27 protein-coding genes are annotated in these 24,219 nt (G+C 61.9%); 14 read left to right on the top strand and 13 right to left on the bottom strand.

Features of this window, described 5'->3' with window-relative positions:
* Positions 1 to 12: 12 nt before the first annotated feature.
* Both PV760_RS00615 and PV760_RS00610 read right to left on the bottom strand, forming a co-directional pair.
* Positions 13 to 933: a carbohydrate ABC transporter permease gene (locus PV760_RS00615; protein ID WP_039242392.1), complete on the bottom strand. Its 921-nt coding sequence runs from the start codon at positions 931 to 933 to the stop codon at positions 13 to 15.
* On the bottom strand, positions 930 to 1,844 hold the full coding sequence (locus tag PV760_RS00610) for a carbohydrate ABC transporter permease (protein WP_018776665.1): 915 nt from the start codon (positions 1,842 to 1,844) through the stop codon (positions 930 to 932). Before PV760_RS00610 ends, PV760_RS00615 begins: the two co-directional genes overlap by 4 nt.
* Before the next feature lie 239 nt (positions 1,845 to 2,083).
* Here PV760_RS00610 and PV760_RS00605 point away from each other — a divergent pair, with 239 nt between their 5' ends.
* From PV760_RS00605 to PV760_RS00570, 8 genes are all read left to right on the top strand, one after another.
* Complete coding sequence (locus tag PV760_RS00605; protein ID WP_354626914.1) at positions 2,084 to 3,097, top strand: P1 family peptidase; 1,014 nt, start codon at positions 2,084 to 2,086, stop codon at positions 3,095 to 3,097.
* Between the two features lie 196 nt (positions 3,098 to 3,293).
* Positions 3,294 to 3,515: a translation initiation factor IF-1 gene (gene infA, locus PV760_RS00600; RefSeq protein ID WP_011775571.1), complete on the top strand. Its 222-nt coding sequence runs from the start codon at positions 3,294 to 3,296 to the stop codon at positions 3,513 to 3,515.
* A 72-nt stretch (positions 3,516 to 3,587) separates the two neighbouring features.
* A complete protein-coding gene (gene rpmJ / locus PV760_RS00595; protein ID WP_011775570.1) occupies positions 3,588 to 3,701 on the top strand; it encodes a 50S ribosomal protein L36 in 114 nt (37 codons plus the stop codon).
* A gap of 196 nt (positions 3,702 to 3,897) precedes the next feature.
* On the top strand, positions 3,898 to 4,275 hold the full coding sequence (rpsM, locus tag PV760_RS00590) for a 30S ribosomal protein S13 (protein ID WP_011775569.1): 378 nt from the start codon (positions 3,898 to 3,900) through the stop codon (positions 4,273 to 4,275).
* Between the two features lie 51 nt (positions 4,276 to 4,326).
* The gene (gene rpsK / locus PV760_RS00585; protein WP_014922380.1) at positions 4,327 to 4,728 is read left to right on the top strand and encodes a 30S ribosomal protein S11; all 402 of its coding nucleotides are present in this window, start codon (positions 4,327 to 4,329) and stop codon (positions 4,726 to 4,728) included.
* Positions 4,729 to 4,874: 146 nt separating this feature from the next.
* Positions 4,875 to 5,885 (top strand): DNA-directed RNA polymerase subunit alpha, encoded by a 1,011-nt coding sequence (locus tag PV760_RS00580; protein ID WP_011775567.1) that lies wholly within the window; start codon positions 4,875 to 4,877, stop codon positions 5,883 to 5,885.
* Between the two features lie 66 nt (positions 5,886 to 5,951).
* Positions 5,952 to 6,524, top strand: coding sequence for a 50S ribosomal protein L17 (gene rplQ, locus PV760_RS00575; RefSeq protein ID WP_026267001.1), 573 nt, complete (start codon positions 5,952 to 5,954; stop codon positions 6,522 to 6,524).
* Positions 6,525 to 6,556: 32 nt separating this feature from the next.
* Positions 6,557 to 7,447, top strand: coding sequence for a tRNA pseudouridine synthase A (locus PV760_RS00570; RefSeq protein WP_227453537.1), 891 nt, complete (start codon positions 6,557 to 6,559; stop codon positions 7,445 to 7,447).
* 128 nt (positions 7,448 to 7,575) lie between these two features.
* Here PV760_RS00570 and PV760_RS00565 read toward each other — a convergent pair whose 3' ends face one another.
* The 9 genes from PV760_RS00565 to PV760_RS00525 form a co-directional block, all read right to left on the bottom strand.
* Positions 7,576 to 8,454: a type II secretion system F family protein gene (locus PV760_RS00565; protein ID WP_079580733.1), complete on the bottom strand. Its 879-nt coding sequence runs from the start codon at positions 8,452 to 8,454 to the stop codon at positions 7,576 to 7,578.
* Between the two features lie 12 nt (positions 8,455 to 8,466).
* Positions 8,467 to 9,408 carry a type II secretion system F family protein gene (locus tag PV760_RS00560; protein WP_079580731.1) on the bottom strand — a complete coding sequence of 314 codons (942 nt, stop codon included), beginning with the start codon at positions 9,406 to 9,408 and terminating at the stop codon, positions 8,467 to 8,469.
* Between the two features lie 2 nt (positions 9,409 to 9,410).
* The gene (locus PV760_RS00555; RefSeq protein ID WP_227453729.1) at positions 9,411 to 10,730 is read right to left on the bottom strand and encodes a TadA family conjugal transfer-associated ATPase; all 1,320 of its coding nucleotides are present in this window, start codon (positions 10,728 to 10,730) and stop codon (positions 9,411 to 9,413) included.
* 119 nt (positions 10,731 to 10,849) lie between these two features.
* Positions 10,850 to 12,049, bottom strand: coding sequence for a CpaE/TadZ family protein (locus PV760_RS00550; protein WP_079580727.1), 1,200 nt, complete (start codon positions 12,047 to 12,049; stop codon positions 10,850 to 10,852).
* Complete coding sequence (gene cpaB, locus PV760_RS00545) at positions 12,046 to 12,813, bottom strand: Flp pilus assembly protein CpaB (protein WP_079580725.1); 768 nt, start codon at positions 12,811 to 12,813, stop codon at positions 12,046 to 12,048. Before cpaB ends, PV760_RS00550 begins: the two co-directional genes overlap by 4 nt.
* Positions 12,814 to 12,868: 55 nt before the next feature.
* Positions 12,869 to 13,906 carry a pilus assembly protein TadG-related protein gene (locus PV760_RS00540; RefSeq protein ID WP_110503836.1) on the bottom strand — a complete coding sequence of 346 codons (1,038 nt, stop codon included), beginning with the start codon at positions 13,904 to 13,906 and terminating at the stop codon, positions 12,869 to 12,871.
* Entirely contained in the window at positions 13,894 to 14,292 is a 399-nt protein-coding gene (locus PV760_RS00535; RefSeq protein ID WP_354626913.1) for a TadE/TadG family type IV pilus assembly protein, read from the bottom strand. Before PV760_RS00535 ends, PV760_RS00540 begins: the two co-directional genes overlap by 13 nt.
* 97 nt (positions 14,293 to 14,389) lie before the next feature.
* Positions 14,390 to 14,575 (bottom strand): Flp family type IVb pilin, encoded by a 186-nt coding sequence (locus PV760_RS00530; RefSeq protein ID WP_110503837.1) that lies wholly within the window; start codon positions 14,573 to 14,575, stop codon positions 14,390 to 14,392.
* A gap of 319 nt (positions 14,576 to 14,894) precedes the next feature.
* Positions 14,895 to 15,521 (bottom strand): prepilin peptidase, encoded by a 627-nt coding sequence (locus PV760_RS00525; protein WP_502921416.1) that lies wholly within the window; start codon positions 15,519 to 15,521, stop codon positions 14,895 to 14,897.
* 305 nt (positions 15,522 to 15,826) lie between these two features.
* Here PV760_RS00525 and rplM point away from each other — a divergent pair, with 305 nt between their 5' ends.
* From rplM to glmM, 3 genes are all read left to right on the top strand, one after another.
* Positions 15,827 to 16,270, top strand: a complete 444-nt coding sequence (gene rplM, locus PV760_RS00520) for a 50S ribosomal protein L13 (protein ID WP_011775554.1) — start codon at positions 15,827 to 15,829, stop codon at positions 16,268 to 16,270.
* Positions 16,271 to 16,309: 39 nt separating this feature from the next.
* Positions 16,310 to 16,819, top strand: coding sequence for a 30S ribosomal protein S9 (rpsI, locus tag PV760_RS00515; protein ID WP_018776652.1), 510 nt, complete (start codon positions 16,310 to 16,312; stop codon positions 16,817 to 16,819).
* Between the two features lie 167 nt (positions 16,820 to 16,986).
* A complete protein-coding gene (glmM, locus tag PV760_RS00510; protein ID WP_026266997.1) occupies positions 16,987 to 18,351 on the top strand; it encodes a phosphoglucosamine mutase in 1,365 nt (454 codons plus the stop codon).
* A gap of 8 nt (positions 18,352 to 18,359) precedes the next feature.
* Here the strand turns inward: glmM and PV760_RS00505 are convergent, their stop codons facing one another.
* Positions 18,360 to 19,226: a M15 family metallopeptidase gene (locus tag PV760_RS00505; protein WP_502921413.1), complete on the bottom strand. Its 867-nt coding sequence runs from the start codon at positions 19,224 to 19,226 to the stop codon at positions 18,360 to 18,362.
* Positions 19,227 to 20,198 (bottom strand): type I pantothenate kinase, encoded by a 972-nt coding sequence (coaA, locus tag PV760_RS00500; RefSeq protein ID WP_018776649.1) that lies wholly within the window; start codon positions 20,196 to 20,198, stop codon positions 19,227 to 19,229. It abuts the gene before it with no gap.
* Between the two features lie 139 nt (positions 20,199 to 20,337).
* On the opposite strand from coaA, the gene glmS reads away from it, so the two are divergent.
* The 3 genes from glmS to PV760_RS00485 are packed head-to-tail and all read left to right on the top strand — an operon-like array spanning position 20,338 to position 24,165.
* Complete coding sequence (gene glmS / locus PV760_RS00495; RefSeq protein ID WP_018776648.1) at positions 20,338 to 22,221, top strand: glutamine--fructose-6-phosphate transaminase (isomerizing); 1,884 nt, start codon at positions 20,338 to 20,340, stop codon at positions 22,219 to 22,221.
* 4 nt (positions 22,222 to 22,225) lie between these two features.
* Positions 22,226 to 22,573, top strand: a complete 348-nt coding sequence (locus PV760_RS00490) for a holo-ACP synthase (RefSeq protein ID WP_018776647.1) — start codon at positions 22,226 to 22,228, stop codon at positions 22,571 to 22,573.
* Between the two features lie 14 nt (positions 22,574 to 22,587).
* Positions 22,588 to 24,165, top strand: coding sequence for an NAD(P)H-hydrate dehydratase (locus PV760_RS00485; protein WP_354626912.1), 1,578 nt, complete (start codon positions 22,588 to 22,590; stop codon positions 24,163 to 24,165).
* The last annotated feature ends 54 nt before the right edge of the window (positions 24,166 to 24,219 follow it).

Raw genomic sequence — 24,219 nt, 5'->3', positions numbered from 1 at the left:
TGTGGTGGAGAATCAACCGGTGACACTGCCTTGGGTCAGACCGGCAACGATGTAGCGCTGGAGTGCTGCGAACACCAGCAGGATGGGGACGATCACCAGTACCGCGCCGGCCATGAGGATTCCCCAGCCGGCTCCGTTGCCTTCGGAGTTCTGGAGGAGGGTGAGTCCTACCGGAAGCGTCATGGTTTCGGGCCGGTCCGTGATGATGAGCGGCCAGATGTAGTCGTTCCATTCGCTGACCACGGTCACCAGCGCCACTGTGGCGATCGACGGGACGGACACGGGAACGATGATCTGCCACAGCCTGCGCCAGTGTCCGGCGCCGTCAATCTCCGCCGCTTCAAGGATCGACGGCGGCAGCGTCAGGAAGTGCTGGCGCAGGAGGAACGTGCCGAACGCCGTGCCGAGCCCGGGAAGGATGATGCCCCACAGGGTGTTCTTTCCGCCCATGCCCGCGATCAGGATGTAGTTGGGCAGGATCGACACCTGCGCGGGGACCATAAGGGCCACAAGAATCAGCACGAAGATCACGTTTTTGAACGGGAAGCGCACGAATACCAAGGCATAGGCGGTGAGGATTGCCAGAACCACTTTGACCGACGAGCCCACGATGGTGACGATCAGGCTGTTGGCGAAGAACTGTGCGAACGGAACGGTGGTCATGGCCGTGACGTAGTTCTGCAGGTTCAGTGACTGGGGAAGGATCCGAAGGTCCATGGTGACGATTTCGCCGGGTTGCTTGAAGGAACTCAGGAGCATCCACAGCAGCGGCAGGAAGACCACCAGCGTTGCGACGATCAGGGGAACATAGCCAGTGGCCACGGTCTGGAGGAGATTGGACCTGGACAGGGGGTTGGGCCTGGCGGGCGGACCCTCCGGTGAAGCAGTCTGTTGGGGTTCTTCACGCACGACGACAGGTGCTGGGGCGCTCATGAATAGTGGACCTTTCGCTCAACGAACCGCAGTTGGAGGACGGTGATGACCAGCAGGATGGCGAAGAGGATCACCGAAATTGCGGCCGAATAGCCTGCCCGGTTGTATGCCCCGAAGGCCTGCAGGTACGCCTCGTAGATCAGCGTGCTGGTGCCGTTGCCCAGAGGGGTCATGATGCGGATGAGGTCGAAGGCCTGCAGGGAGCTGAGCATGGTGGTGATGAGCAGGAAGAACGTGGTGGGGGAGAGCAGCGGCAAAGAGATGTTGAAGAACCGCCGGAAACTGTTGGCACCATCCAGTGCCGCGGCCTCCATCACGTCGCGGGGAAGGGACTGCAACCCTGCCAGGAAGACCACGGCGCAGTAGCCCAGGTTCTTCCACACGTAGACGATGATGACCATCACCAGGGACAGCTGCGGATCGTTGATCCATTGCGGGCTCTGTTGCCCGAGTCCGCGCAGGATCCAGGCCAGCACTCCGTAACCGGGATCGAAGATGAACAGCCACACCAGGCCGACGCCCACTCCGGAGAGTACGTAGGGCGCGAACACCGCTGACCGGGCGAAGGTGGTTCCACGGACTTTCGAATTGAGCGCGAGGGCCACCAGTAGTCCAAGGATCATGGAGCCGCCTACGGTGAACACCGTGAAGATGGCCGTGGTTCCGAGGACCTTGGACGCATCCTCACTGGTGAAGAACGTGACGTAGTTCTGGAGCCCGACAACGGTGGCCGAGGCCGAGCCCAAGGTCCAGTCCAGTGTGGAGTAGTAGATGTTGTTGATAAGGGGCCAGTAAGTAAACGTGCCGATCAGGATCAGGTTGGGCAAGGCCATGGCAAGGAACACCACGAAGTCCTTGCGGCTGCGACCGGACCAGCGTCGTCTTGCGGGCACGGCGGTGCTGTTGTTCATCAAAGGGACAGTCATGTATTACTCACGGTTTCGGCGGAATGCGGGGCGCCTGCTCCCTGCCAGGGGCGGCGAAGACAGGCCTAGCTCACCACATTGACGCCGCGTGCCCGGGCCAAAACGGTCCTTCGTAGCGAGAGTTGTCTTACACTTCCGGACCCGTTTACCGGGCGTTACTCACGAGTTCGTATTTGAGGTTCGACTCCCGTTTCATTACCGGCCCGGGGGTGGAGAATGGACCCATGACGGCGATCACCGATGTCCCGGGTATCCGGGTTGGGCACATGCAGAAGAACGACGGCGGGTGGCTGAGCGGCGTAACAGTCGTCCTTCCGCCACCGGGAACCGTGGGTTCCATTGACGTCCGCGGCGGGGGCCCTGGCACACACGAGACCGACGCACTGGACCCAACCACCTTGGTGTCCACGGTCGATGCCGTGGTCTTGACCGGCGGCAGTGCTTTCGGTTTGGCTTCGGCCACGGGTGCCCAACTCTGGTGTGAGGAACAGGGCCGCGGCTTCGCCGTCCCTGGAACTGTCGTGCCGATCGTTCCCGCTGCTGCCATCTTCGACCTCGGGCGCGGTGGCGACGTGCGCGCCCGACCCGATGCCGACATGGGTTACCGGGCAGCTGCGGCAGCGTTCGCCTCAGGCGACCATGCCGCCGTCGAACGTGGAAACGTCGGCGCGGGGACCGGTGCCGTTGTTGCCCGCGGACAGTACAAAGGCGGTGTGGGCAGCTCCTCGATCACTCTCGACGGCGGCGTGATCGTAGGTGCGCTGGCGGTGGTTAACGCGCTGGGTTCGCCCCAGTTTGGTCCTGCGGACCTGCAGCCCTCTGCGCGCTCGGTCGTTGCTCCCATAGACGCGCGCGGCCGGGCTCCAGTCCCGCAGGCCGAGGATAAGCCAGCGCGGGTCGAACCCCAGGGACTCAACACCACGCTCGTGGTGATCGCTACTAATGCGGTGCTGGATGTGGCTGAGTGCAAGCGGACTGCCTCGTCCGGGCATGCCGGGCTGGCGCGGGCCCTGGATCCTTCCCACACCCTCGCGGACGGAGACACCATTTTCGCCCTGGCCACAGGCGCCGTCGCTCTTGACCGCAGCACCGAACAAGCGCGGCAGGTATCGTTGATCACCCTCCAAAGCGCGGCGGCCGAGGCGGTCCGGTTGGCCATTCTGGACGGCGTCCTGGCGGCCGAAAGCATCACGACGGCGGCCGGTCACTTCCCGGCTTATCGCCAAGCGGGGGAGTGACGGCGGGGGACACGTGCGCTACCATTGTCGGATTTAACTTTCCAGCCTGATTGGCGTAGAGTTATTTGTTGGTTGTCTGTGCAGCCGCGCCCTTTTTGGTGTCGTGGTTCCAAGGCGGTCAAGCAAACAAAAAAACGTCCGCTGGATCTTCGGTGCCTCATCGGAGGACGGTGGCAAACAACAGTTAGCGGAGGATATGGCCAAGAAGGACGGGGTCATTGAGATCGAGGGCGTTGTGACTGAGGCGCTGCCCAATGCGATGTTTCGCGTTGAGCTCACCAACAAGCACGTCGTTCTCGCACACATCTCTGGGAAGATGCGTCAGCACTACATCAGGATTCTCCCAGAGGACCGGGTAGTGGTGGAGCTGAGCCCATACGACCTCACACGTGGTCGTATCGTCTACCGCTACAAGTAAATTGCTGGGCGGCAGGGCAATAGTGCCCAAGCCGCTCCAGCAGATCAACTGCAAAACACGCAAAGGAACGCCATGAAGGTCAAGCCGAGCGTCAAGCAGATCTGCGACAAGTGCAAAGTGATCCGCCGTAACGGCCGGGTCATGGTGATCTGCGAGAACCCGCGCCACAAGCAGCGCCAGGGCTAATTCCCCTTCCGGGAATCAGCGCCCGCAAGGGCAAACCTGGGTTGCTAGCCCACGCAAGTAAATAAAGGCAGCACAAGCTGTGCCAGGACTGCATTACAGAGCCTGGTCAGCGAACCCCCGGTCGGAGGCTGGGGCCGCACGGAACGTGCGGGTGTACTGCCTACGACCTCCGGTTTATTCAAGGAGTACCGCCACTATGGCTCGTCTCGCTGGCGTAGACATTCCCCGCGAAAAGCGGTTGGAAATTGCGCTTACTTACATCTACGGCGTGGGCAAGACCCGTGCACACGAAACCCTGGCTGCCACCGGCATCAGCGCTGACGTTCGCGTCAAGGACCTGACTGACGCCGAACTGGTTCAGCTGCGTGACTACATTGAAGGCAACTACAAGGTTGAGGGTGACCTTCGCCGCGAGGTAGCCGCTGACATCCGCCGCAAGGTTGAGATCGGCAGCTACGAAGGCCTGCGCCACCGCAAGGGCCTGCCCGTACGCGGACAGCGTACGAAGACCAACGCTCGTACCCGCAAGGGCCCGAAGCGCACCGTCGCCGGCAAGAAGAAGGCCGGACGTTAATCCCTCGGGATTGACCTGGTTTTCCCCCGATAACTTTCTGTAGGAGAAACAATGCCCCCGAAGACTCGTGGAGCGGTTCGTAAGCCGCGTCGCAAGGATAAGAAGAATATTGCGCTTGGCCAGGCGCACATCAAGAGCACCTTTAACAACACCATCGTGTCCATCACGGACCCGAACGGTGCTGTTATCTCATGGGCTTCCGCCGGTGAGGTTGGCTTCAAGGGCTCCCGTAAGTCCACCCCGTTCGCTGCCCAGATGGCTGCCGAAGCTGCTGCAAAGCGCGCCCAGGAGCACGGTCTGCGCAAGGTTGACGTCTTCGTCAAGGGACCGGGATCCGGACGCGAAACCGCAATCCGTTCACTTCAGGCCGCTGGCCTCGAGGTTGGCTCCATCCAGGATGTCACCCCCAGCGCCCACAACGGTTGCCGCCCCCCGAAGCGCCGCCGCGTCTAATTAGGTCTTCCCTGCCTGACTGGCCGGGCCTGCTATGGAAGTTTTCCTTCCATCAGCATGGCCCGGCTGGTCAGGCTGGAAACCGAAGCCGATTTCCACCACCTGTGTTGCGTCATATAGCGGATGCTCGCCGAAAGGAAACCTAAGTGCTCATTGCACAGCGCCCCACCCTGTCTGAAGAAGTTGTATCCGAGAACCGCTCCCGTTTCATCATTGAACCGCTGGAGCCGGGCTTCGGTTACACCCTCGGAAACTCCCTCCGCCGTACCCTGCTCTCCTCCATCCCCGGTGCCGCTGTAACCAGCATCCGGATCGATGGCGTGCTGCACGAGTTCACCACGGTTCCCGGTGTCAAGGAAGATGTCACTGAGATCATCCTGAACATCAAGAACCTTTCGGTTTCCTCCGAGCACGATGAGCCGGTTGTTGCATACCTGCGCAAGCAGGGCCCCGGAGTCGTCACCGCCGCGGACATTGCTCCGCCGGCCGGCGTCGAATTCCACAACCCGGATCTGCACATTGCCACTCTGAACTCGAAGGGCAAGTTCGAACTCGAACTGACCATCGAGCGCGGCCGTGGCTACGTTTCGGCAGCTCAGAACAAGTCCGGCGACTCCGAGATCGGCCGTATTCCGGTTGACTCGATCTACTCGCCGGTCATGAAGGTAACTTTCCGCGTGGAAGCTACCCGTGTTGAGCAGCGCACCGACTTCGACAAGCTCATTGTCGACGTCGAGACCAAGCAGGCAATCGCTCCCCGCGATGCTGTTGCTTCCGCAGGCACCACCCTGGTGGAACTGTTCGGTCTGGCTCGTGAGCTGAACACCGCAGCTGAAGGTATCGAGATTGGCCCGTCGCCGACGGACGCTGCCCTGGCAGCCGACATGGCTCTGCCGATCGAGGATCTGGACCTCACCGTCCGTTCCTACAACTGCCTCAAGCGTGAGGGCATCCACACCGTGGGTGAACTCGTTGCCCGCTCCGAGGCTGACCTGATGGACATCCGTAACTTCGGTGCGAAGTCCATCGACGAGGTCAAGGCAAAGCTCGTCGAACTGGGTCTGTCCCTCAAGGACTCCCCTCCCGGTTTCGATCTCGCAGCCCGCGCCGCAGCCATCGAAGAGGACGACGCCGCGTTCAGCGACGACGAGCTCTAAACAGCAGATCTTGGCCGCCGGGTCCAGCAATGGACCTGACCGGCTTACACAACAGGAGAAATAACTATGCCTACCCCCACTAAGGGTCCGCGCCTCGGAGGCGGCCCGGCTCACGAGCGTCTGATGCTCGCGAACCTGGCAGCTGCTCTGTTTGAGCACAAGCGCATCACCACCACGGTCACCAAGGCCAAGCGCCTCAAGCCGTACGCAGAGCGTCTGGTCACCTTCGCCAAGCGTGGCGACCTCGCTTCCCGCCGCCGCGTTCTCGGCCTGATCAGCGACAAGGGCGTTGTCCACGAGCTGTTCACCGACATCGCCGGCGCCGTTGCCAACCGCGATGGTGGCTACACCCGCATCACCAAGATCGGCAACCGCAAGGGCGACAACGCTCCCATGGCTGTCATCGAGCTCGTTCTCGAGCCGGTTTCCCCGAAGCAGGCCGTTGTTGCTGAAGCAACCGCTGCTGCTGCCAAGGCTGCTCCGGCTGCCGAGGAAGAGGTCGTAGAGACCGAAGCCGTCGAAACCGAAGCTGCTGAGTCTGAAGAGGCTCCTGCCGCTGAAGTTGCTGAGACCGAAGAGGCTCCGGAAGCTGAAGCTGCTGAAACCGAAGAGGCTCCGGCCGCTGAGGACAAGAAGTAATTCACTGAATTCTTCACAGTAGACTTAAGTCTATGAACGAACGAAAACCCGCTGCCCCCGTTATGGGGGGCGGCGGGTTTTTGCGTGTCCGGCTGGATCTTTCCTACGACGGCGGCCCGTTCAGCGGCTGGGCATTGCAGCCGGGGCTGCGTACCGTGCAGGGTTCTTTGGAAGAAGCACTGGCGCTGTTGTTGCAACGACCCGTCCGCGTTACTGTTGCCGGCCGCACCGATGCCGGCGTCCACGCCCGCGGCCAGGTAGTACATCTCGATGTCACCGAAGCCGAGTGGCTCTCACTGCCGCGTGGCCACGAACTTGATCCCGCCGTCGCCCTTTTGCGTCGCCTCCGCGGAGCCTTGAGCCGTATCCTCGGCGACCTCACCGGTGCAGTGGAAGTGCACGACGCCGGTCTGGCGCCGGAGGGTTTCGATGCGCGCTTCTCGGCGTTGTGGCGCAGGTACAGTTACCGGATTGCCGACGGTCCGGGGAGATGGGACCCGGTGCTCCGTGGGATCACGCTGTGGCACAAGGCGCCCTTGGATGTTGCCTTGATGAACCAGGGTTCCCGGTCCTTGTTGGGGCTCCAGGATTTTCGTTCCTACTGCAAACCCCGGGAAGGTGCCACCACCATCCGTGAGCTGCAGAAGTTCTCGTTTGATCGCGGAAGCGACGGCGTCATCGTGGCTACCGTTCAGGCTGACGCTTTCTGCCACAACATGGTGCGTTCGTTGGTTGGTTCGGCTCTGCGGGTGGGGGAGGGGCTGGAAACTCCTGAATGGCTGCACTCGCGGCTGTTGGAGCGCCGACGCGATGCCAAGTCGGTGCTCGCCGCGCCTCATCCGTTGGTCCTCGAAGAAGTGGCCTACCCGTCGGACAGCGAGCTGCTCGCCAGGGCTGAATTGACGCGGGCCCGGCGGGAGTAGGCTTCCTGTCCTCGCCCGGCCCGGACGTTGGAGGACCCCCTCCCGGCTCTGGGTACCGGAAGGGGGCCGTTGTGGCACTCCGTGGTCTGGGATCCGCGAAGTGCCGGTCTATTTCCCGCAGGACATAATCAGCCAAATGCCTGGATGATCCTGATGGCCGCGGGACCCAGAAGGACTATGAACAGCACCGGGAAGATGCAGAAGAGCAAGGGGAAGAGCACCTTGACGGGTAGCTTCATCGCCCGCTCTTCGGCGCTCTGCCGTCGCCTGACGCGTGCCTTCTTGGCCTGTGCTCGAAGTACGTTGGCGATGCCGATCCCGTATTTGTCGGCTTGGATCACTGCAAGGACGAAGCTACGGATGTCCGGGACGGCGCATCGTTCGGCCAGGGCATCATAGGACTCCTGCCGTGGGCGTCCCACCTGGATGTCTTGCAGAGTGCGCATCAGCTCCTGGGCCAGGGGACCGGCCCCTTGTACGGACGCCCGTTCCATGGCCGATTCGAACCCGAGGCCGGCCTCGACCGAAATCAGCATTTGATCGAGGGTGTTCGGGAACTCAAGTTTGATGGCCTCCTGCCGTTTGATCCCTGTGTTGTAAATCAAGAGATCGGGGAGGAAGTACAGAAAGATGGTCAGGAAGAGGCCAAGACCGACCATTCCTGGACCGGGGCTGAGGAGGAACAGGAAGACGCCGCCGACTGCTCCGGCCAGTGCCAGGGCCGGCTTTAGAGACATGAGCTTAGGCAGGGGCATCGACATCGGGCGCCCAGCCAGGGCAAGCCAGTGATCCAGCTTGGCCTCGTAGCTTCCAGGAGTCAGCTTCCTGGCAACACCCAGAAGGAGCGGCGGGCGCCGAAGACTCGCACCGCCACTTTGAGTGAAGCCGGAACCGAGGTTGTCCTGAATGGCAACGATGCCCTTCCGGTCAATGCTGAGCAATGACCAGGCAAAATAGGCCAGTGGAAGAACGATAAGGGCGATAATCAGCCATGCAGAGGGAGTCATGAGCTTTCTCTCCTAGAACTTGATCTTCACGGTGCGGCTCATCCAGAAGCCTCCGACGGCGAACAGGATCACGCTGAGAACTATCAGGGCAATCCCAAGGGGGTGGCCGGTGAAGACTTTCAGGTACCCGGGGTTTAGTGCTGACATCAAGATCCCTACTGCCACAGGGAGGATCATCAGAACCACGGCTGACATCTTTCCTTCAGCGCTCAAAGCACGCACGTGCCCCTTGATCTCGCTGCGTTCACGGATGGTTCCTTCAACTTGCTCCAGAACCTCGGCAAGGTCACCGCCCACTTCACGGTTGATCTGGATGGCTTGGCCAATCCAACGGAAATCTTCGCTGTCCATCCGCGCAGCGCAGTCCTCTATCGCCTGGCGTGCGTCTTTGCCGACTCTTACTTCGTTGACGATCCGGCTTAGCTCCTCTGATGTCGGAGCCTGGGATTCCTGGCCCGCGGCCTGCATGGACCTCATGATGCCGTGCCCCACTCGCAGGCCCCCGATCAACATCTGGATGGTGTCGGTCAGTTGTCCCTCGAACTTGGCGCGACGTTTCTGCGTTTTGGTAACCAGCACGAATTTCGCCAGGAACGGTACCGATAGTGCCAGGAGGATACCCACGAAGACGTTGACGACAAGGCTGCCCAGGACTGCTGTCACTACTGCACAGGCAACAACCATGACCATGAAGTCTGCCGGAGCCTGTTTGACTCCGGCGAGGTAAAGAACCTCCCGATTGAACGGTCCGCCCGAGCGTCCCAAGGCAGTGTCCATGAAGCGTACGGCGGTCTCGGAGACAAGGCCTACGGCTGAACTGTCGTTTGGAGTTTCCAGGCGCCGCCGCTCGAGGGGAATACTGTCGCGGCGTGGTTTCAGGACAATCACGACCAGAATGAGGAGTGCAACTACACATAGCGTGACGGCGAGGATAAACAGTCCTGGTGATTCCACGGTTACCGCCTCCCTGTAGGCATTGGGGCGACGCCGAAGGCCGCGGGCGATACCTGGATCCCAAGTTCAGCGAACCGGTCCAGGAAACGAGGACGAATGCCCGTCGGGATGGCCTTGCCCAAGAACCGGCCTTGAGGGTCCAAACCGGCTGAGTAGTCGAAGAGGAAGACATCCTGCAAAGTCACGACGTCTCCTTCCATGCCCTGCACCTCAGTGACGTGGGTAATACGGCGACTTCCATCGCGCAGGCGTGTGACCTGAACAATGAGATCCACTGCCGATGAAGCTTGTTCGCGGATCGCCCGGAGCGGAAGATCCATTCCGGCCATGAGCACCAGCGTCTCCAGGCGGGCGATCGCGTCGCGGGGAGAGTTCGCATGCACGGTGGATAGCGATCCATCATGGCCGGTGTTCATGGCCTGCAGCATGTCCAAAGACTCACCGCCGCGAACCTCGCCCACGATGATCCGGTCCGGACGCATGCGAAGGGAGTTCCGAACCAGGTCCCGAATGGTTATGGCACCCTTGCCTTCGATGTTCGGTGGCCGGCTCTCCAACCGGACCACGTGTCGCTGCTGCAGCTGCAGTTCGACCGCGTCCTCGATCGTGACGATGCGGTCAGATTCGGGGATGAAGGATGACAGCACGTTGAGCAGTGTGGTCTTGCCGGTGCCTGTGCCACCAGAGACGATGACATTGAGCCGGGCCCGGACGCACGCACTCAGCAGCTCTGCCATCTCCGGGCTCATCGATCCCCAGTCGATCAGGTTGCGAACAGTCAACGGAACATGGCTGAATTTCCTGATGGTCAGGGAGGGTCCGTTGACCGCCAGTGGAGGGATGATCGCGTTGACACGGGATCCGTCTTCCAGCCTGGCGTCCACCAACGGCGAAGATTCATCGATGCGGCGTCCTACCTTGGAGACGATTCGTTCGATTACCTTCCGTAGATGATCATCCGAGCTGAACTGGAGTTCAGTGAGAGCCAGATGACCGTGACGCTCCACGTAGATCTGGTCGAACCTGTTCACCATGACTTCCGTCACGGAGGGGTCTTCCAACAGCCTCTGAAGAGGGCCGTAACCCATCACTTCGTCGGAGATCTCCCGGATGAGTCGACGCCGTTCCTCTGGCGTAAGGGGTACTTGCTCGTCGTCGATGACCGCTGAAAGTTCCTCCACAGCGAAGGAGCGGAGGTCTTCTTCCGAAGATGAAGTGTCGCCCAAGCGGCTTCCTATGCGTTCAAAAAGGGAAGCTGCGGCACGTTTCTTGAGTCCCGCCAATGCATCCACGGCCGGGGCCGTTGGGGCACCACCCAACATCGGAGTCGAGGTCGAAGGGCGGGCGGCCCAGTCGGCCCCGTCGACCACTGCCGGCGGCTGCGAATCACCCGGGGCAAGGGTGGAAAGCGGATTGTTTTTCGAAAGCCTCTCTGAGAGTTTCATGACACAACCACCCTCCGGTGCAGCTTGTTCTGGGGAGTGGATTCCAGGCGGGGGTCGAAGCGCTGGACCAGCTTCTTCAGCCCTTTTAGAGCCGAATCCCTCGCCGTTCCCTGCAGCACTGGAATACCGCGATTGGTTGAATAAGGGAGCGTCCTGGATCGCGGTATGACAGTATCCACAGGGACTCCGATGGTGGCTTCGACATCCTGGACAGAGAGTCCACTCTTTCGGTCCGCAAAGTTCAGCACGGTGTGCCGGCCCTGTGGCAGAAGCTGGAGTTCTTTCAGGACGCTGAAACACTTCCGCAGGCCCCTGATGCTCGGCACATCCATCCCGCAGACCCAGACGCCGTCGGTGGCCAACTCCAGGGTTGCCAGGCAGTGTTCGCCGAGGCCCGGTGCAGTATCCACAACGACATACTTGAACTCCGTGGCCAGCTGGTTGAGCAGGCGGGTGACGTGTTCGGCAGTGATGTAGTCCGAGTCGGAAGGCCTCTGGGGTGCGCAGAGGGCATAGATCCCGGCCGGGTGGACGGTCAAAAACGCTTTAAGGACCATGGAGTCCTGTGCCGCCGCTCCATGCACAGCTTCAGTGATGGAGTGCTCCGGTTCAAGCAGCAGACCTGAAGCGACGTCCCCGAACTGCAGGTCCAGATCCACGATCACCACGCTCATTGGTGCGATGTTTCCCAGCCCGATGGCCAGGTTGGTGGCAACAGTGGTCTTGCCAACTCCGCCCTTCGGTGACATCACCGCAATGATCCGTCCCCGCTCCTGCCCGGATTCGGCGGCGGGCTGCATTCCTCGCCGCCGGCTTGCTGCGGCCAAGCACGCGCGCTCCAGAAGTACCCGGAGCTCGTTCACGTCTGCCTCAGGTGCTACAACATCCCTGACACCTGCGTGCATTGCTTTGAGCACAACGTCGGCAGTCGGGTCGGCAACCATGAGAAGGCTGATTTCCGGGTACTGAAGGTCGAGCACAGTGGCCAGTTTGAAGGCGTCGTCGGGATTGACTCCTGGGCCGAGAATCATGACCTCGGGAGGTGCCCCTGTGAGTTGCTTGAAGATTTCGTCGGTGCCGGTTTGGAGGACTGCGGGTGACAATGTTTGAAGGTCACCGTGCAGGGCCCCAGTGATTGCCTGGCGCACACGGGTCTCGAAATCGCGTACTGCAGTGATGGCTACGAAGCGGCTCATTGGACCAGCCCTCCGAACGTGGTTGTTGGTGGATCGCTCTTGACGGTTTTCTCTGTCTGCTTGGAGAGCCAGAGGGTGCCAAATTCTGCGCCAAAGACCATCTTGGCTGCGTTGGCGTCGCTTAGTGCCACGGTGACGTATGCCGACCCATTGGGAAGCGCTACGGCCTTTTCACTTCCGGCCGACTTTTCGGCATCGGGGGCAGCCTGCTGGACCGCCGTGACCAGAACGTCGTGGTACAGGAGCTCAGTGAAATCCTTCCATCCGGTCAAACCGGCCGGCACGTTGGCTCCTGCCGGTACAGCATCGTCGAGTTTGAACGATGCGAAGACCGTCACAGTGTCGCCGGCCTCGACCCGCCCTCCGAGCATGCGCTCAGGGGCAAGGACAAAAGTGGCTTCCTGCAAACCCTCCGGTACCGGAACAGTTCCCGGGACCAGCTCTTTGGGGCTGACCAGCTTGACCCCCAGAAGCTGTTCACCCGGCTGAAGGTCAGCCGAGGTCACCTTTCCTTTTTGATCGGTGAGGGTGTTGATGGTTCCCGGTGCCACCGCGGACTGAGGCAAAGTTTCGGTTTTGAGCTTGGACTGGATGTCCTCTGCCTTGGTGCCGGCAGGAATGCGTTCCTTGACGACAAGTACACTGACGGGATCAAGCCCTTGCTGTGCCCGTTTGTCTGCTCCCTGTACGTAGGTGACCAGTAGAACGATGCCTGTGACTGCCAACAGCAATGCGGCAATGCCTCCCAGTAGGCGTGTTTTCACTTTGTAACTCCCTTCGAGTTCTCGTGAGATTGGTGGCGAGGCGCTCATCGAGTGCCTATTTGGTGAGCGTGACCACCGACGCTCCATAGTTGGGAATGCCACCGGAGACTTGTGAACCTTCTTCGAGTGACACGAAACGGGAGAAAAATCCCTGTAGGGCCCTGCAGTTGTTGTTACAGCTGGGCGCTGCGGGGTCCAGCTTCTGGCCCCCGTCGAACTTGTACCCGGTCACCTGGAACGCTGCGAAACCAATGAGGGTGTATTTGGTCTTGTTGCCGTTTTGCGCTGCCGTCTTGAAAAGCGGGATTAGTGCGGGTTCATCCATAATGTGCGCAAGCACGGTGTTACAGGTGGCGGCATTGGGAAAATGGTTGCCGGGCTGGCCCTGCACCACAGCGCCGATGTTGATGTCTGTTGAACATGCCGAAGTGGTCTCCAGCCAGCCAAAACCGCCAGGCTGGTAGCCATTTTGCGCTACGCACCCACCCACAGCGGGTGCGTTGGTGTCGTAGCGAAGGGTGACGTGGGTGGGAACAGGATCGCCTGAGAACGTGCCGGTTGAGTTCAGCGAGGCAAGTTGGGCGGGCGATAGGTACTTCTTGAACACGCACTCGCTGACGGTCCAGGGGAGGGTCGTCGCTGACGACGGAGCTCCCCACGAGGCTTCGGCGGAAGCGTCAACCGAAGCAGTGTCGAAGCCCATGGACTGTGCGAAGAACAGCGAGAGGCTGTTTTGCCCGGCAGTGTCCCTCGCGTTGGTCACGACCCGGACGGTGGTGGCAGCGGGAAAGGTGACGACAGCGCCGCTGGTGTTGTCGTTGGCATTGCTGTTGGCGAACTGATTTCCTGTGGAAGTGCTGCTTCCACAGCTGCCTCCAGCACAGTCGGTTGCGATGGCCAGTGCCGCAGCATCGGCACCGTTCTGCAGTTGCGCCTTCTCCGCATAGATCGCCCCGACGTCCACTGCCAAAGCAGCAAATCCCAGAAGAACCACCATGAGGACTGCGACGATGACCGAGGACGCGCCGCGTTCATCGCCTTCACGCCTGCCAGTCTGAAGGATGCGCTGCCCGGCGTTGCTCAGCCACCGCATCTCATCACCGCCACTCCCGACAGGTTGAGAGGAAAGAGGCCAATTCCATCCAGGAAACCGGTCATCGATGGCAGGGTAACGCTGGTGGTGACTTTTACGCTGGACCCCGGAGCGCAACTTGAAGCATCGTTGGTGACGGTCACTCCCAGGCCATCCAATGCCGGCGCCGCAGATAGTGCCGCTCCGGAAACGTTCAAACTGCCGTCCTGATAGTGCACCGCTGCATAACGGGCTCCTTCACGCGCGGCCTGCGTCAGCGAAACCTGGACATTGTAGGCACGTCCAAACTCGATGATGCCGAACAGGATCAGCAGCAATAGTGGAAGGATGATGGCCAATTCCACGGCTGCTGCGCCACGCTCATTCGTCTTGGATTTCACGTCCATCTCCCGGTCCCAGATCCCAACAGAGTGTGCTCTTAAAGCAACGGGTTGGTCGTGGTTGCCAGATGGCAGCCGCGACCAACCGCGCCACGGTGTCGAGCTAGAGGAGGCCACCGAAGAGAGTGGCGACCTCACCGCCGAGAATCACGGCGGCAGCACCGACCACGACTGCGATTGCCGCGACCATCAGGCCGTATTCAACCATCGTCGCGCCCTTCTCTTCCTTGGTGAAGCGGTCCTTGACGCCGGCGATGAAAGCAATGGTGTTGATCATGAAAGCAGACATTGGAAAATCCTTCCCAGAAATGAATATGTTTTGGAAAATTGATTGGATATTACTGAGGCGTACTGATTGCTCGAAATCCGAAGGGTCTGTGCTTATTATCCGTTCGAATTTGATGACACAAGAATTGCCCACTCGCACCAAAAGCCACAATGCGTAGCCGTACTCGATTTATTCGGGCTGCCAATACTTGCCGGATGGGGGCATGGGGGCGAAGTACTCAGTTCCGGCGCGCGGACAGCCGGAAACTACTTGGTTGCGGCAGGAGCCTTATGCCTTGGAGAACGTCCTGTAGGCGAGGTAAGGGCGTACTAACCCAGGATCAGTTCAGGGCGAGGATGATGCCCAGGGTAGCGATGACCATCGCGGGCCCGTGGGCTGTTTCTGCGGGCTTTTTCGCCGAACGCAGGCGCAGCATGAGCACTGTGAGCACGCCGCCCACGATGAATCCCAGAAGTCCGCCAAAGAGTACTTGCTGCCAACCCAAGTAGCCTAAGTACATTCCAAGGGGCGCTGCGAGCTTCACATCGCCCATTCCGAGGCTTCCCGGCGAAATAAGTCCCAGGATCAGGTAGCCAAGGAAGAGTATGAGCCCTCCAGCAAGGGCGCGAAGCAGCACGGGCCACCCTGCAGTGAGTGCGGCGGACGCCAAAAGAAGTGCCAAGCCCCCGCCCAACAAGAGCAGAACAAGCGGATTCGGCAGCAAACGGAGTGTGAAATCAATACGTGAAAGTTGCACCCCAATAAGGGCCAGGAAAAGAAAAGCCGGCAATTCGGCCACCAATCCAAACCGCCACGCAAGCAGAGCGAAGAGCAGCGCGGTGACCACCGCCGTCGTGATCCGTATCTTCAGGGAGGGGAGGCCGCCGAGTCGCGGCAGCGTCCGCGCGATCAGCAACTCGGCCGCCGGACTCAGAAGGAGGCCGGCGAGAGCCAGCAGAAGCGGCATGGCAAGTCCGTCAGTCACGTGCACTCCCTCATTAACACAGGTTCACCCCTGCGTGCTCACCCCATTTTGACCCGGGCGCCCCGTTGAAGGTATTGTTTAGAGTCGTTGTGCGTGTCCTATCTCGATGACACATGCCTACAGGGGGATCCAGTTGCAGGATCGCTAACTCCATGGGCATTTCGAGATCCTGGGATAACTGGTACATAGAGCCCTCACCTCTGCTCCGGTAGCGCATACATAGTAGGTACACGCCTCACTGCGTGTCGCCTAAAACATGAACGCCAGAACAAGAACGAGGCAAAACCGTGCGTACGTACACCCCGAAGCCCGGCGATATCAACCGCCAGTGGCACGTCATTGACGCCACCGACGTTGTCCTTGGTCGTCTTGCCAGCCAGACCGCAACACTGCTGCGCGGAAAGCACAAGCCGACCTTTGCGTCCCACATGGACATGGGCGACTTCGTCATCATCATCAACGCTGAAAAGGTTGCCCTCACCGGCGCCAAGCTGGAGCAGAAGCGCGCATACCGCCACTCCGGTTACCCGGGCGGCCTGACCTCCGTCAACTACGCCGAGCTGTTGGAATCCAACCCGGTTCGCGCTGTTGAGAAGGCCATCAAGGGCATGCTCCCCAAGAACTCCCTCGCAGCTCAGCAGCTGGGCAAGCTCAAGGTCTACGCAGGCCCCGAGCACCCCCACGCTGCACAGCAGCCGAAGACTTTCGAAATCACCCAGGTCGCCCAGTAGTCCTGGCCACCAACTAAACTTTTTATTACAAGGAGAACCGTGGCTCAGAACGAAGAACTGACCGCCGAAGCCGTCGAGGCTGAGGAAACCCTCACCAGCTACACCTCTGAAAGCAGCGCCGCTGCTGAAGATGCTCCCAAGAAGGAGCGCCCGGCACTGACCGTTGCCGGCGCAGCTGTTGGCCGCCGCAAGGAAGCCGTTGCACGCGTTCGCGTTGTTCCGGGTTCCGGCAAGTGGACCATCAACGGCCGCACGCTGGACAACTACTTCCCGAACAAGCTGCACCAGCAGGACGTCAACGAGCCCTTCAAGATCCTTGATCTCGAAGGCGCCTACGACGTCATCGCCCGTATCCACGGCGGTGGCATCTCCGGCCAGGCCGGTGCCCTGCGTCTCGGTGTTGCCCGCTCGCTGAACGAGATCGACGTCGACAACAACCGCGCCACCCTGAAGAAGGCCGGTTACTTGAGCCGTGACGCCCGCGTCATCGAGCGCAAGAAGGCTGGTCTCAAGAAGGCACGCAAGGCCCAGCAGTACTCCAAGCGTTAATTCGCCTCACCCCATTACAGGGGTATCGGAAGCCCGTTCCGCCGTTTCGGTGGGACGGGCTTCCGTCGTCTAACGCTGCCGTCACTGCGCACGCGCGTGGACCGGGTCAAGGCGCTCCGGTGGCCCGATGAACAGGTGGTGCCGTGGCGTCGTCTAAACTTGACCCGATGTCTAGATTATTTGGAACAGATGGCGTGCGCGGTCTCGCGAACGGATTACTCACCGCTGAACTGGCTATGCAGCTCGCGCAAGCGGCCGCCGTCGTACTCGGCCACGACCGCGCGACAGACGGAAAGCGGCCCCGCGCCGTGGTAGCCAGGGACCCCAGGGCCAGCGGTGAATTCCTCGCCGCCGCCGTGGAGGCCGGGCTTTCCAGCTCCGGTATCGACGTTTACGACGCTGGTGTCCTCCCCACCCCGGCCGCGGCCTACCTGGTGGCAGATCTCGACGCCGACTTCGGCGTCATGCTGTCCGCTTCCCACAACCCTGCGCCGGACAACGGAATCAAGTTCTTCGCCCGGGGCGGCCAAAAGCTTCCCGACGACGTCGAGGACGCCATCGAAGCGCAGCTTGGCAAAGAGCCGCAGCGGCCCGTAGGCGCCGACGTCGGACGCATCCAGCGCTTCTCGGACGCGGAAGACCGGTACATCGTGCACCTGCTCGGCACGCTCCCGAAGCGCCTGGACGGCCTGAAGGTGGTGCTTGACTGCGCCCACGGTGCCGCGAGCGGATGCTCACCCCAGGTATTCAAGGACGCCGGCGCGGACGTGGTGGTCATCGGAGCAGAGCCTGACGGGCTGAACATCAACGAAGGCGTAGGTTCAACCCACCTGGGTCCGTTGAAGGAAGCCGTGGTCAAGCACGGCGCAGACCTTGGCGTGGCGCACGACGGCGACGCGGACCGCTGCCTGGCCGTCGACCACGAAGGCAACGAAGTGGACGGTGACCAGATCATGGCGATCCTGGCGCTGGCACTCAAGAAGGCCGGCAAACTCAAGGATGACATCCTGGTTGCCACGGTCATGAGCAACCTCGGGCTGAAGATCGCCCTTCGTGATGCCGGCATCACCATCCGGGAGACCGGCGTCGGCGACCGCTACGTGCTTGAAGAAATGCGCGACGGCGGTTACAACCTTGGCGGCGAACAGTCCGGCCATGTGATCTTCTCCGATTACGCAACCACAGGCGACGGCGTCCTGACCGGACTGCAGCTGGCAGCCCAAGTGGCCCTCACCGGCCGCACGCTCCAGGACCTTGCCGGTGCGATGACCAAGCTTCCGCAGCTCATGATCAACGTCAAGGGTGTCGACAAGGCGCGTGCCGCCACTGACGAAGGCGTTGCCGCGGCAGTGGCTGCAGCCGAGCTCGAACTCGGTGAGACCGGCAGGGTGCTCCTCCGCCCTTCAGGCACCGAGGCCCTGGTCCGCGTCATGGTGGAAGCGGCGGACATGGAAACGGCCGAGCGCATCTGCACCGAGCTCGCTGCCGTGGTCAAGGAGCGCCTGGGCGCCTCCAGCGAACTGGCTGTCTAAGAACCGGGCTACAGGTAGTCCGGAGCAGCTTCAAGCCCGAAGTACTCTTCGAGAGTCGTGATGCCGCGTGTGGCCATGTCCACCGCGGCATCCACTCCGATGTACCGGAGGTGCCAGGATTCGTAGAAGTAGCCTGTGGTGTCGTGGAACATCCAGGGGTACCTGACGACGAATCCGAACTTGCGCGCATTGGCTTTGGCCCAGACCGCTGCAGGCTGCTCGGCGAAGCATGGCTGGAAGCTGCAGGCTCCGCCTCCGTCGCCGATATCGAATGACCAGCCTGTCTGGTGTTCGGAGTGTCCGGGCCGCGCGGAGGCGCGATCGGCTGCGGCCTGCCCTGTGCTGGCAACATATCCGTTGTAGGTGGACACCTGCGTTGTGTAGGAACGGTAGCCCGAAGCCAGCGTCATGATGACGCCCTCCGATGCCGCTGCCCCGAACATCCTCTCTGCGGCAGCCGCCGTCGTGCTGTTCAAAAGGGCCGCTTCGCCGCTGACGGCGAGCCGGATGGCCGGCTGCACCAAGTCGGCCGGCACGAAGTCCTGAGGATTCAGCGGCCTGTGCTTGTTGACGATCACCCAGGGGCTGGTCGGATCCGTCAGGGAGTGCTGGGTCTTGATGGTGCTGGAAGGGGCCGGGCCCGGGCTGGTGGCTGCGGTGGGCTCTGCTGTGGCGGACGGCGTCGGCGTTGCGGCAGCGGCGCTTGAAGCAGGTGCAGGAGCCGCCACGTCGGTCTGGGCCGGCATGCTGGCGGCAGCAGGGGAGGGAGCCCCGTCCTGTGGCGTGCACGCCGTCAGGGCGGCGAGGCCGGCACTGACTGTGAGCAGCCCGGCGAAAGCCCGGCGGCTGGGCATCGGTGTGATTTCGTTCGGCAACTAGACCTTCCTCAGCAGCATGCGCCTGATGGAGTGGTCTGCATCCTTGGTGAGCACCAACTGTGCCCGACCACGTGTCGGCAGCACGTTTTCCTTGAGGTTGGGCTCGTTGATGCGCTTCCAGATACCCCGGGCGGTGGACTCGGCGTCGTCGTCCGACAATGTGGCGTAACGGTGGAAGTATGACTCGGGCTGGGCGAAAGCCGTACTGCGCAGCTTCCGGAAGCGGTCCACGTACCATTCCTCGATGTACGAGGTCTTGGCGTCGACGTAAATGGAGAAATCGAAGAAGTCGCTGACGGCCAGGCCCTGTTTACCGTCCATGCGGGGCCGTGCCGGTGCCAGCACATTCAAACCCTCGACGATCAGGACATCGGGGCGGCGCACAACGACTTCCTTGCCCGGCACGATGTCGTAGGTAACGTGCGAGTACCAGGGCGCCCGGACTTCCTCTGCGCCGCCTTTGACCTCCGAAACGAAGCGAAGGAGCCCCCGCCGGTCGTAGGACTCCGGAAAGCCCTTGCGCTCGAGCAGGTGCCGGCGTTTGAGCTCGGCCAGGGGGTAGAGGAAGCCGTCCGTCGTGATGAGCTCCACGTTCGGCGTTCCTGGCCAGCGGCGCAGCATCTCGCGGAGAACGCGGGCGATGGTGGACTTGCCTACTGCCACGGAACCGGCCACGCCGATCACGAATGGCGTGCGCTGGGTTTGCTCACCAAGGAAGGTGGTGGTTGCGGCGTGAAGCTGGTGGGATGCCTGGACGTAGAGGTGAAGGAGCCTTGAGAGGGGGAGGTAGACCTCCCGGACTTCCTTCATGTCCAGGGGATCGCCGAGCCCGCGCAGACGGAAGATGTCCTCTTCGTTGAGGGGCTGCTCCATCTGTGCTGCAAGCCTGGACCAGGTCTGGCGGTCCAGCTCGACAAACGGGGAAGCGCCGTCGCCATTAGCTTCGGTGCGTTGCAAAGTCACGATCATGATTCTGCCCTCCGCGCGGCTGATCAGGAAATGCGCGATGGCTGGGGGATGAATTATGGGTGCCGTAAAGGTCGCCAGGGACCCCATGAAATGGGATGTCCCACATCAGTTGTTTGCGTTAGCCGTTAGGCTTGTACCCATGTGTGGAATCGTAGGCTATGTTGGCAATTCGTCTCGCGAGGCAGCTGGTTACAGCGCCCTTGACGTCGTGGTGGAAGGGCTGCGCCGTCTGGAGTACCGCGGCTATGACTCCGCCGGCGTCGCAGTAGTGGCTGATGGGGCCATCTCATCCCGTAAAAAGTCCGGCAAGCTGAGCAACTTGATCGAGGAACTGGAAGCGCATCCCGTTCCCAAGTCCCTGACAGGCATTGGCCACACCCGGTGGGCCACGCACGGCGGCCCCACCGACCGCAACGCCCACCCGCACCTTTCCGACGGTGGGAGGTTGGCTGTCATTCACAACGGAATCATCGAGAACTTCGCCGAGCTCCGTCAGGAACTGCTCGCCAAGGGCGTCACGTTCGAGTCCGAAACGGACACCGAGGTCGCTGCGGCACTTCTGGGAGACATCTTCCGGAACCAGCTCAACGGCGACGGCGGCAACCTCACCGAAGCGATGCGCCTCGCCTGCCAGCGGCTCGAGGGTGCTTTCACGCTCTTGGCAGTGCACGCTGACCAGCCGGACGTAGTTGTTGCTGCCCGCCGTAACTCTCCCCTGGTCGTGGGATTGGGCGATGGCGAGAACTTCCTCGGCTCCGACGTCTCCGGCTTCATTGACTACACGCGCCGCGCTGTGGAACTGGGCCAGGACCAGATCGTCACCATCACCGCGGACAGCGTTGAGATCACCGACTTCTTCGGTGCACCGGCTGAAGGCAAGGAATACCACGTTGACTGGGACCCGGCTTCGGCTGAAAAGGGTGGCTTCAGCTCCTTCATGGAGAAGGAAATCAACGACCAGCCCGACGCTGTGGCACAGACCCTCCTGGGACGCTCCGACCTCAACGGCAAGCTGACGCTGGACGAACTCCGTATCGATCCCGAGCTCCTCAAGCAGGTGGACAAGATCATCGTCCTCGCCTGCGGTACGGCAGCCTATGCGGGCCTGGTGGCCAAGTACGCCATCGAGAACTGGTGCCGCATCCCCACCGAGGTGGAGCTCGCCCACGAGTTCCGTTACCGTGACCCGATCGTGGACTCCAACACCCTGGTGGTTTCCATCAGCCAGTCCGGCGAAACCATGGACACCCTCATGGCCGTCCGTTACGCCCGGGAACAGGGTGCCAAGACGATCTCGATCTGCAACACCAACGGTTCCACCATTCCGCGCGAGTCCGACGCCGTGCTCTACACGCACGCCGGTCCGGAAATCGCTGTCGCCTCCACCAAGGCGTTCCTTGCGCAGATCACGGCTGCCTACCTCCTGGGCCTCTACCTGGCCCAGCTGCGCGGCAACATCTTCTCCGGCCAGATCAAGGATGTCCTCGCCGACCTGAACAAGATCCCGGCCAAGATCCAGACAATCCTGGACAACGCAGGACCGCTGCGCGAGCTGGCCCGCAGCATGAAGGACGAAAAGTCCGTGCTGTTCCTCGGCCGTCACGTTGGCTACCCGGTTGCCCTCGAAGGCGCCCTGAAGCTCAAGGAAATCGCCTACATCCACGCAGAAGGCTTCGCCGCCGGCGAGCTCAAGCACGGGCCGATCGCCCTGATCGACGACGGCCAGCCGGTCTTCGTCGTCGTGCCGTCCCCGCGTGGCCGTGACTCCCTGCACTCCAAGGTGGTCAGCAACATCCAGGAAGTCCGCGCACGTGGTGCACGCACCCTGGTCATCGCCGAAGAGGGCGACGAGTCGGTCAAGGACTACGCAGAGCATGTCTTCTACGTACCGGAGACGCCCACGCTGCTCATGCCGCTGCTCACCACGGTTCCGTTGCAGATCTTTGCTGCCGAACTGGCCGGAGCGAAGGGATACGACGTCGATCAGCCGCGTAACCTCGCCAAGAGCGTGACCGTAGAATAACGGCATGATTGTTGGCATTGGCGTAGACGTCGTAGACATTGAGCGGTTTGGCCGGCAGCTTGAACGGACTCCCGGGCTGAGGGATCGCCTGTTTGTGCCCGCCGAGCGTGAACTCAACACACGGTCCCTGGCTGCCCGTTTCGCAGCCAAGGAAGCAGTGGCCAAGGTCCTGGGCGCACCGGCAGGCATGAACTGGCAGGATTGCTGGATCGGCCTTGACCAGAATGGTCCAACCATCCAGGTCAAGGGAACTGTGCTTGCCGTCGCTGAGGCCAAGGGCGTCAAGCGTTGGCACCTGTCGATGAGCCACGACGGCGGCATCGCCACGGCAACCGTCCTCGCTGAGGGCTAGACGGACACTTAACAATGATCAGCGCCTTCACCGGACAACAGATCAGGGACGCGGAACAGCCGCTCCTGGACTCCGGTGAGGGCGCTGTTCTTATGCAACGGGCAGCGTACGGCCTCGCCCAGGCCGTGATCCGTGAGCTGAAGAAAAAACGCCGGTTGGCCGGTGCATGCGTCACGGTTCTCGCCGGCAAAGGCAATAACGGCGGCGATGGCCTCTATGCTGCCGCGTATCTCGCCCGACGCGGAATGCGTGCGACGGCGGTACTCGCTGGCGATTCCGTCCACGCGGAAGCATTGGCTGCTCTTCTCGCCGCAGGTGGGCGGGTTTTGCAGCTCGGTCCTTCAAATGCCGAAGAGCTCGCGGTTCTGTGTGCCGGTGAGGACGTGATCATCGATGCTCTGCTGGGTACCGGCGCCCGCGGGGGATTGCGCGAAGCCCCGGCCGAGCTGATTGCCGCGCTGCAGGAACTCGGACCACGGCTGGTTGTCGCCTGTGACGTCCCAAGCGGGCTGGATGCAGGCACCGGGGAGGTCCACTGGCCCGTGCTGGATGCCGATGTAACGGTCACGTTCGGTGGTGTCAAGGCAGGGCTCCTGACCGATCCGGGTGAGGGCTGCGCGGGGCGGGTCGAACTGGTGCAGATCGGCATCGAGGCCGCGCTTCAGGACCAGGCGCCGGAGTTGCGCCGCCTAACCGACCCGGACCTTGGCGCCTTGCTGCCCCGCCCCGGCCGGAGGTCACATAAATACTCCCGCGGTGTCCTGGGAATTGTTGCAGGCTCGTCCCGTTTTGCCGGCGCCGCTGTCCTGGGTGTGCACGCCGCAGCCCTCGCCGGGGTGGGCATGGTGCGCTACGTCGGCCCCGGTTCCGCGGCGCGAATGGTTCTCTCCCGGACCCCGGAGGCCTTGTGGGAGGACAAGGATCCGGGCCGGGTCCAGGCATGGGTAGTGGGTCCGGGCGTCGACGGAGAAGAGCAATTGGGCCGTGCAGGGGCTGCCGTGGAGGCGGCCCTGGGCCATGACCTTCCGGTAGTGGTCGATGCCGGGGCGCTGAGCCTCCTCCCGGACCGTTGCCCGCCCCAATGGATCCTTACCCCGCACGCCGGCGAACTCGCGTCCTTGCTGGATTCGCTGCCGTCCACGGGCGAAGTTGCGGTGACCCGGGCCGACGTCGAATCCCGGCCCCTGCACTTCGTACGCCAGGCGGCCCAACAAACCGGAGCCACAGTGCTCCTGAAGGGTGCCACGACACTTGTGGCGTCGCCGTCGGGAATTGTTTTCAGCCAGTCGGAGGGCATCCCCTGGATGGCGACCGCCGGCAGCGGCGATGTCCTGGCCGGAGTGCTGGGAGCGTTGCTGGCTCAGGCCGCTGAAGAGATAGGCGGCGACGACGGCGCGTATGCCGGCCTGGGCCTGGACGCTGCGGACCGCTGGGCTGCTGTGGCGGCCGTAGCGGCGGGCATCCACGGCAGGGCAGGGGCCCTGGCGTCGGCGGATTGCGACGGTGGCCCCCTTACAGCCTCGGCAATTGCTGCGGCTGTGCCGCGCGTTATCGGTTCGCTCAGCGCGGAATACGACCGAACAATACCGTAAGGTTACTGTCGTTGTCAGGGTACTGAGTAGGCTTGCAACAGTTGTTCGCATCAT

This window comes from Paenarthrobacter sp. CC6, assembly GCF_040560085.1.
GTDB classification, from domain to species: domain Bacteria; phylum Actinomycetota; class Actinomycetes; order Actinomycetales; family Micrococcaceae; genus Arthrobacter; species Arthrobacter nicotinovorans.
This window is presented reverse-complemented; position numbering and strand designations above follow the sequence as displayed.